General features: G+C 58.7%; 10 protein-coding genes. 6 read left to right on the top strand and 4 right to left on the bottom strand.

From position 1 onward, the window contains the following. Positions 1 to 54: 54 nt before the first annotated feature. Positions 55 to 1,848 (bottom strand): chromosomal replication initiator protein DnaA, encoded by a 1,794-nt coding sequence (gene dnaA, locus AS89_RS0104025; protein ID WP_029249771.1) that lies wholly within the window; start codon positions 1,846 to 1,848, stop codon positions 55 to 57. A 709-nt stretch (positions 1,849 to 2,557) separates the two neighbouring features. Here dnaA and rpmH point away from each other — a divergent pair. From rpmH to mnmE, 5 genes are all read left to right on the top strand, one after another. Then, positions 2,558 to 2,692 carry a 50S ribosomal protein L34 gene (gene rpmH / locus AS89_RS0104020; protein ID WP_010131075.1) on the top strand — a complete coding sequence of 45 codons (135 nt, stop codon included), beginning with the start codon at positions 2,558 to 2,560 and terminating at the stop codon, positions 2,690 to 2,692. A 44-nt stretch (positions 2,693 to 2,736) separates the two neighbouring features. Beyond that, positions 2,737 to 3,261 carry a ribonuclease P protein component gene (gene rnpA / locus AS89_RS16835; RefSeq protein ID WP_010131074.1) on the top strand — a complete coding sequence of 175 codons (525 nt, stop codon included), beginning with the start codon at positions 2,737 to 2,739 and terminating at the stop codon, positions 3,259 to 3,261. Continuing rightward, entirely contained in the window at positions 3,258 to 3,527 is a 270-nt protein-coding gene (gene yidD / locus AS89_RS18380; protein ID WP_010131073.1) for a membrane protein insertion efficiency factor YidD, read from the top strand. The genes rnpA and yidD overlap by 4 nt, the downstream gene beginning before the upstream one ends. Before the next feature lie 7 nt (positions 3,528 to 3,534). After that, positions 3,535 to 5,190, top strand: coding sequence for a membrane protein insertase YidC (gene yidC / locus AS89_RS0104010; protein WP_010131072.1), 1,656 nt, complete (start codon positions 3,535 to 3,537; stop codon positions 5,188 to 5,190). 115 nt (positions 5,191 to 5,305) lie between these two features. After that, a complete protein-coding gene (gene mnmE, locus AS89_RS0104005; protein ID WP_010131070.1) occupies positions 5,306 to 6,679 on the top strand; it encodes a tRNA uridine-5-carboxymethylaminomethyl(34) synthesis GTPase MnmE in 1,374 nt (457 codons plus the stop codon). Positions 6,680 to 6,733: 54 nt separating this feature from the next. Here mnmE and AS89_RS0104000 read toward each other — a convergent pair whose 3' ends face one another. From AS89_RS0104000 to AS89_RS0103990, 3 genes are all read right to left on the bottom strand, one after another. Next, positions 6,734 to 8,002 carry a sensor histidine kinase gene (locus AS89_RS0104000; protein WP_010131068.1) on the bottom strand — a complete coding sequence of 423 codons (1,269 nt, stop codon included), beginning with the start codon at positions 8,000 to 8,002 and terminating at the stop codon, positions 6,734 to 6,736. Then, complete coding sequence (locus AS89_RS0103995) at positions 7,992 to 8,687, bottom strand: response regulator transcription factor (protein WP_010131066.1); 696 nt, start codon at positions 8,685 to 8,687, stop codon at positions 7,992 to 7,994. Before AS89_RS0103995 ends, AS89_RS0104000 begins: the two co-directional genes overlap by 11 nt. 108 nt (positions 8,688 to 8,795) lie before the next feature. Next, positions 8,796 to 10,286, bottom strand: coding sequence for a DUF4397 domain-containing protein (locus AS89_RS0103990; protein WP_010131065.1), 1,491 nt, complete (start codon positions 10,284 to 10,286; stop codon positions 8,796 to 8,798). A gap of 726 nt (positions 10,287 to 11,012) precedes the next feature. Between AS89_RS0103990 and mnmG the strand changes: the two genes are divergently transcribed. Continuing rightward, on the top strand, positions 11,013 to 12,902 hold the full coding sequence (mnmG, locus tag AS89_RS0103985) for a tRNA uridine-5-carboxymethylaminomethyl(34) synthesis enzyme MnmG (RefSeq protein ID WP_010131064.1): 1,890 nt from the start codon (positions 11,013 to 11,015) through the stop codon (positions 12,900 to 12,902). The last annotated feature ends 4 nt before the right edge of the window (positions 12,903 to 12,906 follow it).

Raw genomic sequence — 12,906 nt, 5'->3', positions numbered from 1 at the left:
TTTTTATCCTACCGCCGTCATGCACAGTAGTAAAAATTATTAAATATCAAACAGTTAGGTGGTCAAAGAGCGCGTTAGCAGACGCACGTCCTCACGAATGTCCCCATCGGATTCCTGCAGCTCTTTGATCTTACGGCACGCGTGCAGCACGGTGGTGTGATCGCGACCACCAAAGGCATCGCCAATCTCGGGGAGACTGTGATTGGTCAGCTCCTTCGCCAGCGACATGGCCACCTGACGGGGACGAGCAACAGAGCGGCTGCGGCGCTTGGACAGCAGGTCCGCCACCTTGATCTTGTAATACTCCGCCACTACGCGCTGGATGTTATCGATGCTCACCAGGCGGTCCTGCAGCGCCAGCAGGTCTTTAAGCGCCTCCCGCACGAGAATATCGTCGATTGCGCGACCGGTGAACTGCGCATTTGCGATCACCCGCCGCAACGCACCCTCAAGCTCACGCACATTGGAGCGAATACGCTGCGCGATAAAGAACGCTGAATCAGGTGGCAATTCAACACCCACCTGCTCCGCTTTCTTCATCAAAATCGCCACACGGGTTTCCAGCTCCGGCGGCTCCACGGCCACCGTCAGCCCCCAACCGAAACGGGACTTGAGCCGCTCTTCCAGACCGTCGATCTCTTTTGGATAGCGGTCACAGGTAAGGATAATCTGCTGACCGCCCTCAAGCAGCGCATTAAAGGTATGGAAAAACTCTTCCTGCGAGCGCTCTTTACCGGCAAAAAACTGGATATCATCGATCAACAACGCATCCACCGAGCGGTAGTAGCGCTTGAAATCGCTGATCGCGTTCAGCTGCAGGGCCTTTACCATATCGGCGACAAAACGCTCGGAGTGCAGGTACACCACTTTGGCGTTCGGATTGCGCTCAACCAGCGCATTACCCACTGCATGCATAAGGTGCGTCTTACCGAGACCAACACCACCGTAAATAAACAGTGGGTTATAGGCACCGCCGGGGTTGTCGGCGATCTGCTGTGCAGCCGCCAGACCAAGCTGGTTGGATTTACCCTCAACAAATGAAGCAAACGTGAATCCGCGATTCAGCGCACTGCCGTGCTTGATGGCGCCTTCGACCTCCACCTTGCGCTGGCCAACGCCACCGGCTAACCCCGCAACGGCGGTATCCGCACTGTGCAGGTCAGCCGGCAGCTTCTCTGCTGCACTCAACGCATCAGCACCAGCAGCTTCCGCCGCAAGATTCTCGTGGGACTCCATCCCGGGCAGCGAACGATTAACGGGCAAAGGGGCCGGCGCCGGCGAAACCGGCAAAGGTGAGCGCGCCACTTCAGGCACGGAAGAACTAGCCGGCATCGCCGCTACAGCGGGAACACTGCCCGCGGGGAGGTGACTGGGCTGCACACCCGACTGCGCAACGTTGTTTGCTGTGCCATTGGAAGTGCCATTGGAAGTGCCACCGTACGCCTGATCACTGCGCCCATGGGCTGGCGCTGCAGTCTGCTGGTAGCCCGCGTATGTATTATCTGCGTTGAGGCTGCGACGAAAACGCGACGTGCGGCGGTCAAGCGCCACCACGTCCACAGCAACAGCACGACCAGCAAACTGCTGCGCCAACTCGCGAATACGATCGAGAAACTTATCGCTTACCCAATTGAGAATAAAGCGATTGGGTGCGACCAGACGCAGCTCGCCATCGGCGCTCTCCGCATCCGCACTCTTCGCCCCAGCACTCTCCGCATGGCCACTACCGGCACCATTAACCGCACTGGCATCCGTGACCCGCAGTGGCCGGATCCAGGTATTAAACTGCTGTGGTGGCAGCTCATCCTGCAAACAGGCAGCACACTGCTTCCAGATGGAATCAGACAAGGAACCCCCTAAGAAAGACAGACTGAGGTACAACTACGCCCGCACACACCGGCCACACGACTGTCGTGGGCCGCCCCCAGAAAAGGCGGGCATCACCTCAAATGAAGGCCGACAGTATATCGACTGGACGCCGGGTTATCCACAACTCCGCCACATTTGGGGACAACTTTTTTATCAGAAAGGCCAGCAATATCAACCACTTGACCACAAATTGAGCGCATAGCCACCACACATCAATCGATGTTATCCACAAGCACTTGTGAGTATCTTGGGGCCAAACAGTGAACTTCTAAAAATACTGCAAGCAATACAGGGACTTACCGGAGTGACGCCCAAACCATCCTGTGCGCAAGGACAAAACGCCCAGTGGGCAAATTGCAACATGCTACCTATACATAAGAAGCAAGACTGGCACGCCCGGGGCCTGCGGACCTCACCCGCCCCCCTAATCCGGAACCGAGCCCTGAACCCAACCAAAAACAATGGCAACACAAAATCACTCACCAACAAACTATCCTTTGTCCGGGAAGCGTTGCTTTAACTGGCTTCTTTCTATACAATCCGCCGCCTTCGCAGCGCATAGCCCGCGATAACCTTTGCCCGGATCGCAAGACCAGGCACACCGCTAACGGGCTATTGCCGAGCGCGGTAAAGAATTACCCAAACTTCCCGGACATGACTCCAGGACAACAATCCAGGTAGTAACAAAATGAAACGTACATTTCAGCCCAGCAACTTGAAGCGCGCACGTACCCACGGTTTCCGTGCTCGTATGGCAACCAAAAGCGGCCGTAAAATCTTGGCCCGTCGTCGCGCCAAGGGCCGCAAGGTTCTGTGCGCCTAAGATTGCCGCCTCGCGAGCAACCTTATACTTGCCACTGAATCATCATGCAGTGTTCACGCAGCGACTTCGCATTCGCCAAGCCGCTGCGGCTGCTCAATGCGGCGCACTATCGCGCCGTATTTGACTCCGCTCCGGTTCGCGCAGCGCAACCGCAATTCCTGATTCTCGCCCGCCCTAACGAGCTGCCTCACCCAAGGCTCGGCCTCGTCATTGCCAAAAAACACGTCCGCAACGCTACCGATCGCAATCGTATTAAACGCATTGCCCGCGAAACATTTCGTTTACGCCAACATGATTTGTTCCCGCTCGATGCCGTGGTGCTGGCGCGCGCCGGCGCTGGCGAACTGGACAACGCAGCCCTTGCCAAGATTTTCAACAAGCTGTGGCGCAAGCTCGATCAGCGCGCACGCAACCCGCAGCCCCAACAAGCAGGGCCGAAGGGCGGCAAAGGTGGCGGCAGGAACAGTGGTAAACGACCACCACGACGCAACACCGCCGGCGACAGCGGCAAACCGGGCAAGCAGCCATCCGGCGCAGCAAAGAATGACGGCGGCGGCGATAACCCATGACGTGGCTGGCTATTCGACTGATCAAGTTGTATCGCCTGGTCGCCAGTCCCTGGGTTGGCAATCAGTGCCGCTTCTACCCCACCTGCTCCTGTTATGCCGAAGAAGCATTTAAAACTCACGGATTCTGCAAAGGGGGTTATTTAACCCTGCTTCGCCTTATAAAATGCCACCCCTGGCATCCGGGCGGATTCGATTACGTACCACCGGCCCAACAAGCACACGAAACACCGGCGAACGATAGAACGCCGCCAACGCAACAAGGCTAACGACATAATGGATTGGCAACGCTACACGCTGGTCGGCGGCATCGCCGCTGTCCTTCTGGCACTGATTTACCAGTGGAACGCTTTCCAGGAGCAACACGCCCCGGCGATCGACCAGACAACCGTGGTGAACCATCAGAACACCGACACGGAAACCCTTCCCAGCAGCCAGGCCCAGTCCACCGCCGGCAGCGACCTGCCTGAAGGCAGTATCCCGGAAGTCGGCACCACCACGCAGCCCAAGTTGATCAGCGTCGAGACCGACACCCTGAGCCTGTTGATCGACCCACAGGGTGGCGACATCGTAAAAGTCGCACTGCGCCAGTTCCATGAAGAACTGAATACCCCAGACCGCCCGCTGATCCTGCTCAACCAGACCCGCAGCCATACCTATATTGCGCGCAGCGGCCTGGTCGGGGGTAAAGGTAGCTGCTCCGCGGCACGCCCAGCCTTCACCAGCGAGGCCAGCGAATATGCGCTGCAGGAAGGTAAAGACACCCTCACGGTAGAGCTCAAGCAATCCCAGAATGGCATCGGTTTCACCAAGCGCTTTACCTTTACCCGTGGCGACTACCTGGTAAATGTTGCTTACCTGGTGGACAACGGCCGCGACAAGCCGCTGCTTGCCGGCATGTGTGGCGAGATCATCCGCGACGCCCAGGAGCCGCCGGTGGACATGGGTATCGGTATGGCACCATTCCTTGGCGCCGCCCTGCACACCAGTGAAGAGAACTATTTCAAGCAGGATTTCGAAGACATCGCCAAGCGCCCCACCACCGAAACCATTCAGGGTGGCTGGGTTGCTATGGTGCAGCACTACTTCCTCAGTGCCTGGATTCCCAACCAGCAAGACCTCAATACCTTTACCCTGGCGCCCATCGGCAACGGTCTGTTCAGCATGGGCTTCACCAGCCCGCAGCTGCGTATCGAGCCGGGCCAGCAGGGCACGGTGGCCGCCGACTTCTATGTCGGTCCAAAAGACGTGTACCGTCTGGAAGAGATTTCCCCCTACCTGGACCTGACCGTGGATTACGGCTGGTTGTGGTGGCTGGCCAAGCCCATGTTCCGCGTACTGCACTGGATTCATGAGCACCTGGTCGCCAACTGGGGCTGGGCAATTATCCTGCTGACCGTGTTTATCAAGGCGCTGCTGTACCCTCTGTCTGCCGCTGGCCTCAAGTCCATGGCGCGCATGCGCAAGTTCGCCCCGCAGATGAAAAAGCTGCAGGAGCAGTACAAGGACAATCGCCAGAAGCTCGCCGAAGAAACCATGAAGCTGTACCGCCGGGAGAAGATCAATCCCGTGGGTGGCTGTTTGCCGATCCTGCTGCAGATGCCGGTATTTATCGGCCTCTACTGGATGCTGATGGAAACCGTGGAACTGCGCCACGCACCCTGGATCGGCTGGATTCACGACCTGTCGGTTAAAGACCCTTATTTCATCCTGCCGCTGATTATGGGTGCCAGCATGTGGCTGATGCAGAAGCTGCAGCCGCAGCCCACCGATCCCACCCAGGCGAAGATCATGCAGCTGATGCCAATCATGATGACCTTCTTCTTCCTGTGGTTCCCGGCCGGACTGGTTCTGTACTGGATCGCGAACAACCTGATCTCGATCGCACAGACCTGGTTTATCAACAAACAGGTCGAAGCCGCAGACAAGTAATTTGCGTGATCGTGACATCCAGAAGGGCCGCTAGTAGCGGCCCTTCTTTTTGGTGAACCCCATAGGCGCAACCTGTTCATAAAGCCCGTTTTGGAAAGTCGGATAAACTCAAACTATGTCCCTGCAAAGCCTCAGCAAAGAGACCATCGCTGCCGTCGCCACCCCACCGGGCCGTGGCGGCATCGGCGTGATTCGCCTGTCCGGACCCGACGCGCGCAAGATCGGCGAACAGCTATGCGCCAAATCCTTCAAGCCCCGCTTTGCCCACTACTGCGATTTCGCCCATCGGGACCAACTCCTCGACCAGGGTCTGGCACTCTACTTGCCCGGACCTAACTCCTTCACCGGTGAGGACGTGGTGGAACTGCAAGGGCATGGTGGCCCGGTAATCCTCGACACGCTGCTTGCCGCGCTCATCGAGATGGGCGCACGCCAGGCACGTCCCGGCGAGTTTTCCGAGCGCGCATTTCTCAACGACAAGCTGGATCTGGCCCAGGCCGAGGCCATTGCCGACCTGATTGACGCCGGTACCACCCAGGCCGCGCAGAATGCACTGCGCTCGCTGCAGGGAGTATTCTCCGAAAAAATCGAAGACTTAGCGGAAAAACTGACGCATTTACGTATCTACGTCGAAGCAGCCATCGATTTTCCTGAAGAAGAAATCGATTTTCTTGCCGATGGCAAAGTTGCTGCCGATATTGAGGCGCTGCTGGCCCAACTCGACAGCGTGGAAGCAGAAGCGCGCCAGGGCGCGATTACGCGGGAGGGCATGCAGGTGGCTATCGCCGGCAAACCCAATGCGGGCAAGTCGAGTCTATTAAATGCACTGGCCGGCAAAGACTCGGCCATCGTCACCGACATCGCCGGCACCACCCGCGATGTACTGCGCGAGCATATTCATATCGATGGTATGCCCCTGCACATCGCCGACACCGCCGGTTTGCGGGAATCCCCAGATCAGGTGGAACGAATTGGCATGCAGCGCGCGTGGGACGAGATTCACAGCGCCGATCGCGTGCTGCTGGTGGTGGATGCCGCGGAAGTCACCAGCCTCGACCCCGAACAAGCCTGGCCGGAATTCACCGCCCAGCTGCCGGACCCGGACAAACTGACCCTGGTGGTCAACAAGATCGACCTCACCGACTACAGCTCTGGGCTGCAAGCCCACAGTGATGGGGTACCGGTGGTCGCCATCAGCGCCAAAACCGGCGCGGGCATCAACGCCCTGCGCGATCACCTGAAGCAATGCATGGGGTACCAGTCCGGGAACGAGGGAAGTTTCAGTGCGCGCCGCCGTCACCTCGACGCCCTAGCTCAGGCGCGGGCATTTATCACCGCCGGCCAGGCCCAGCTCACCGCCAGTGGCGCCGGCGAACTGCTGGCGGAAGATCTGCGCCAGGCGCAACAGTCCCTTGGGGAAATCACCGGCGCCATGACCGCCGACGAGTTACTCGGCAAGATTTTCGGCAGCTTCTGTATTGGTAAATAAATGTATTGGTAAATAAACGGCGCCGGATAACAAACCTGGCGGTGACGCCGGGCATTAAGCAAAGCGGAGGGTCGCGGTGGTACCGGCGCCCTCTTCACTGGCCAGCGACACCCGCCAACCGTTCTGTTCACACAGGCGCTTCACAATCGCCAATCCCACACCATAACCGGAGCGCGATTGCTCACTGCCCCGCACGTGCGGTTCGTAGATACTGGCCAGCTTGTCCTCGCTGATCCCGCGGCCGCTGTCGATGACCTGGACCTCGCCATCCCCTACGCGTACCACCACTTTGCCGCGGTCGGTGTAGTTCACCGCGTTGCGGATCAGGTTACCCACCAGAATTGAGATCACGCGTTTATTCGCTTGCAACAACAAGCTCGAGTGGCACACCAGCTCAACCGCAATGCCTTTCTGCTCTGCCAACTGCGCGATACCCTCGTGTTCCCGCGCGATCAGGTCGCACACATCGACGCGCTCCGTGGGCAAACCGTCACCCTGCTCACGCGACAACGCCAAGAATGCATCGATCAGCTCCTGCATATCGTGGCAGGCGCGCTGCACGCGATCGACCAGCTTCAGGTCCTCGTGGGCGAGACCAGGTTTCGCCGCAAGCAGCTCTGCGGACATGGCAATCACGGTGATCGGGGTGCGCAGTTCGTGGCTGGCATCCCGGGAAAAAGCGCGTTCCCGGTCGACAAAGCGCGCGATCCTGCTGCGATAATGCTCAATCGCATCCACCAGCATGGCCACCTCGGTATCCAGGCTCATGGGCAACAGGTCCGCCAGATCCACTTCGCCTTTTTCCTCCGGCAGCATATTGATCAGCCGCGCCAGTTCGATGGTCGGGGAAACCGCGCGCCGCGCGCGCAGGTAACTGAACCACAGCACCAGATACAGCAGCAGCAGCACCACCGCCAGCGGCACCAGTCCGTACAGTGAAATCAGGCTATTCACTCCGGAGCGGTTAAAAAACAGGAACATGCGCTGGCCGCCGCGCGAACTTACATACAGCGAATTGAATTCGTCGGCCTTTACTTCGTGGTAGCCGTCGGCGACGTCGGTTGCCATGCGCCACGGGAATGCAGCCGCGTCCCGCGGAAACAGGTAGCCCTGGAGATTCAGGGAATTGGACAGCTGTACCGAGGGGTTCTTTTCCACCAGCTGCCAGTAATGGGCAGTTTCCCGCTCCAACGCTTCCTGTACCAGCAGATGGGACAGTAGCCAGTTGGTCAGCAGCACCCCGAGAATGACGGCAAAGCCAATCAACAACCCCTGTAGTACAAAGGTGCGAAAGATTTTGTCCTGCAGGCGATTATTTCTCATCGGGAACCACTAACTGATAACCACTGCCGGGGTGGTTCAGGATCATTTGCTGGGAGAAGGGTTTGTCGACTTTCTTGCGCAAGCTGTACATATGGCTGCGCAGGGTGTCACTGTCGGGCAGTATGTCGCCCCAGACCTTGCGCTCCAGTTCCGCGCGACTCATCACCGCCGGCGAACTGCGCATCAGCGCTTCGAGTAAACGCAGGCCGATTGGGGGCAACCGGATATCCTGCCCATCCCGCTGCACCTGCAGGGTACTTTTGTCCAGCTCCAGTGCGCCCACCACGAGTTTGTCGCGCGTGAGTTCTGCCCGGTTGCGGCGCAGTTGCGCATTGACCCGCGCCTCCAGTTCACGGATGGCAAACGGCTTCACCAGATAATCATCGGCGCCGGCATTCAGCCCGAGAACCTTTTCATCCAGCGTGTCGCGCGCGGTCAACATTATGATCGGAGTATCCAGCCTGGCATGCTCGCGGATCGCCCGGCAGATCTCAAGTCCGTCGATGCCCGGCAGGGACAGGTCGAGTACCACCAGGTCCACGGGTTTGGTGGTTGCCAAATGCAGCCCGGTCACACCGTCCGCCGCGTAATCCACCACAAAACCGCGTCCCTCCAAATAGGAGGTAATCATTTCTGCAATATCGCGATGGTCTTCAATGAGCAAAACCGTGCCGTTTGTTTGCATCACCACTGCTCTCGCTAAAATGCTGCCAAAAAACAAATGCGGGCCCGACATGGGCCCGCACTCTGCTCTGATGTCACTCTCACTTGCCCGTGAGAAATCATACGGAAATCAGTTGGTGAGCACCACGACACCAAAGTCTTCCGTAGTGCCGCCCTGTTCGCTCGGGCCGTAGGCCAGCACACTGGCAACTACGCCACCATCCAGCGCGAAGTTCTCGACGTTGATGGCCACCATGCCGCCGGCTACCACACGAATATCGTAGGCACCGGTCGCCACGGTTACGTAGTCGGTGATGTCACCAAAAGCGAAATCATCCAGCAGCGGTGCACCGGCGAGGCCACCCTCGACATCCATCGCCGAGAATTCACCCGCGGCGGTCACGTACACATCGACGTCACCGGCGGCGGGCGCCGCGTGGATCACCTTCACCGAAGCCTCGGTTGCCACGGCGCGGTTAGCGTCCACGGTAGGCAGCAGGCCGAAAGCGGGCGTGCCCAGCACACGACCAGCGGCTACCACGGTGTACTCGGTACCGGCTTCCAGTGCGACGTCACCGGACATAAACACACTGTCACCCACCATATTGGTGTCCGGGGCCACATCGAATACGTAGTTCGCAGCCGGCACACCGGCATAGGCACTCTCACCAGGGAACTGATCCAGGTAGTTGAAACCGGCAATCAACTCCACCGGATCCATGCCCAGTACCTCACTGGTTGCAAACACTTCCACATTGCCACTGTCGACGCCGGCCGACATCACCGCGGCATTCGCATCCGGCGACAGGTGCACTACGCGCACGCCGGCATTGGTATCCATATCCAGGATCTCAACCGACTCGCCCTGCTCGGTGGTAACCAGCAGCTTGACCGGCGATGCCGCCGCCTCGGTGCTGTTCTCCGCGGCGATCGCGGTTACCAGCAGTTTCTGACCAGCAAACGCGGTGAGATCCACGGTGCCCGAGTCATACACTACGTCATCTTCGACGCCTACCCGAATCCGCACTGGCTCGGCCATTACCACACCCGCATCGATCGACTCACCAAACTCAAACGCGAAGGCGGCGGACAGGCCGGCAAAATCATCTTCCGGTGCACTGAGATACACATCGACCCGCGGCGCATCGGGTGCGGCATGGGTAACCGTCAGGGCAACTTCGGTATCGGCAGGATCAGAAGCCGATTCGCTGACCACCAGCGGCGCAATCTCTGCCACGTTGCCAACCGCAATCACCGTCGGGCGCGCATTCTCTTCAATAGTGAAGCCCGCAACATCGATCACTGACGCGTTCTCTCCGGGCAGGATCCCCTCCACCGAGATGTCATAGTCGCCCGCATCCAGCTCGGCAAAACCGCTGGTCTCGGCGTAATCCAGCCCCTCGATCGCCACTGTGCCGTTCAGCAACACATTCACTGCCGGCGCGTCAGGTGACGCGTGCACCACCTGAATAAAACCGCTGGCTGGTGGCTCTTCTGCCGCCGGCGGAAACTCAATCACGCTGTTATTGTTGTTGCTGTCGCTTGAGCAACCAGCAATTACCGCAGCCAGCGGCAGCGCCACTGCCAACTTCGAGACAATCGATCCGTTTGAGGTTTTCATGGGGCTCTCCTGTTGTGTTAGTGGGGCGATAGTGGCGGACACCACATCAGGAGCGCGTCAAAAGCACGTGAAAATTCTGTGAAGATCGACTACCGAGTTTCCACTCGCAAAAAATCCATTTAAGACTAACTAGTCAGATAAGTGGCCGGGGCTAGGTTTACTTTCCAACAAGCTCTCCCCGCACAAACCACAAGAGTTGCGCACACAAATTCACAGAGTTATCCAGATAGACCACCTATCCAGATGCCCCGCACAGGCTGTTATCCCGTTAAACCACAGACTTATTCACAAAATGGCACCAACCCTCACGTCAAACAGCGCAGTGTGGATAAAAACAGTGGAAAAGTGGGGGGAAACCGGTACGCAAATGGGGACAAATACACGAGTGCGCGAATCGGTGCAGACTTATCCCACTCATCCACACTGCCATACCGCGGTTGTACCCTGCTAAAAGCAGGGGTTTACAGGGTAGTTATCATTAGCCTAACCAATTGTTTTTAAACGTCTTTTTTCACTTATACGTAAAAAACACTGCCCTATATAACTACATTAAACATAAACACATACATACACATAAGATATGTATAACTTTATTTAAATAGAGATAAGAGCGACGAAAACGAAATTTCAAAATGCCGCTTTTTTGCACAGCTCAAGGCGCCTATAATGTGCGGCCGATTTTTACCGTGACCTGTCAGCGGCCAAGCTGACCCCAGAGCTGAACCTATGGATTACCCCACGCAATATGATGTGATCGTGATTGGCGGCGGACATGCCGGCACCGAGGCGTGCCTGGCATCTGCGCGCATGGGGAGTCGCACCCTGCTGCTGACCCATAACATCGAAACGCTCGGGCAAATGTCCTGTAACCCGGCCATCGGCGGCATCGGTAAAAGTCACCTGGTGAAAGAAGTGGACGCCCTCGGCGGCGCCATGGCCACCGCCACCGATCTCGGTGGTATCCAGTTCCGCGTGCTGAATGCCCGCAAGGGCCCCGCGGTGCGCGCCACTCGCGCCCAGGCCGACCGCGCGCTATACAAGGCCGCGATTCGCAATATCCTCGAGAACCAGCCCAACCTGGATATCTTCCAGCAAGCGGCCGACGACCTGATCGTCGACAACGACCGAGTGACCGGTGTGGTAACCAATGCGGGCCTGCGCTTCCGCGGCAAAACCGTGGTCATTACCGCTGGCACCTTTCTCGGTGGGCGTATTCATATCGGCCTGGACAACCATGCCGGTGGCCGAGCCGGTGACCCGCCCTCCATTGCGCTGGCCGAGCGCCTGCGTGCGCTGCCGTTTCGCGTTGAGCGCCTGAAAACGGGCACTCCGCCGCGTATCGACGCGCGCTCCGTGGACTTCTCCGGCCTGGAGGAGCAGTGGGGCGACGAGCCGCTGCCGGTCATGTCCTACCTGGGCAACCGCGCCCAGCATCCGCAACAGGTGTGCTGCTGGATCACCCACACCAACGAGCAGACCCACGACATTATCCGTGGTGGTCTGGACCGCTCACCCATGTATTCCGGAGTGATCGAGGGCATTGGCCCGCGTTACTGCCCGTCCATCGAGGACAAGGTGCACCGCTTCGCCGACAAGGACAGCCACCAGATCTTTATCGAGCCCGAGGGACTTACCACCAACGAGCTCTACCCCAATGGCATCTCCACCAGCCTACCGTTCGATGTGCAGATGAATCTGGTGCGCTCCATCAAGGGCTTTGAGAATGCGCATATCACCCGCCCGGGCTATGCCATCGAATACGATTTCTTCGATCCGCGCGACCTGTTGCCGTCACTGGAAACCAAGTTTATTTCCGGCCTGTTCTTCGCCGGCCAGATCAACGGCACCACCGGTTACGAGGAAGCTGCCGCCCAGGGCCTGTTGGCCGGCGCCAATGCCGCGCTGCAGGCGCAGGACAAAGATGCCTGGTCGCCGCGCCGCGATGAGGCCTATCTCGGCGTGCTGGTGGACGATCTAATCACCAGCGGCACCAAAGAGCCCTACCGCATGTTCACCAGCCGCGCGGAATACCGCCTGTTGCTGCGCGAAGACAATGCGGACCTGCGCCTCACCGAAAAGGGGCGCGAACTGGGGCTGGTGGACGACATCCGCTGGCAGGCCTTCTGCGAAAAGCGCGAAGCCATTGCCCGCGAACAACAGCGCCTCAAGGAAACCTGGGTACAGCCCGGTAGCGAAGCGGCAGCAAGCGTGGAGCAAAAGCTGCCGCAGCCGCTGGCGCGCGAATACAGCCTGCAGGACCTGTTGAAGCGTCCGGAGCTGACTTACACCGATATCGCCAGCCTCAAAGGTGAAGCGGTCGCCGACGAGCGTGTCGCCGAGCAGGTGGAGATATCCGCCAAATACGCCGGTTACATCGATCGCCAGCGCGACGACATCGAGCGCCTGCAGGCCTACGAGGACACCCCCCTGCCCGTGGATTTCGACTATGGCGCGGTGTCCGGCCTGTCCAACGAGGTGGTGCAGAAGCTAACGGACGCGCGCCCCGATACCCTGGCGCGAGCCAGTCGCGTGCCCGGGGTGACCCCAGCCGCGGTGTCGCTGCTGTTGATCCAGCTGAAGAAGCGCGGACTGCTGACCCGCAAAAAGGCGGTGTGAGGTA

The organism is Microbulbifer agarilyticus S89 (assembly GCF_000220505.1).
Classification (GTDB): domain Bacteria; phylum Pseudomonadota; class Gammaproteobacteria; order Pseudomonadales; family Cellvibrionaceae; genus Microbulbifer; species Microbulbifer agarilyticus_B.
Note: the sequence above shows the minus strand (reverse complement) of the source record. Positions and strands in the feature narration are given on the sequence as shown.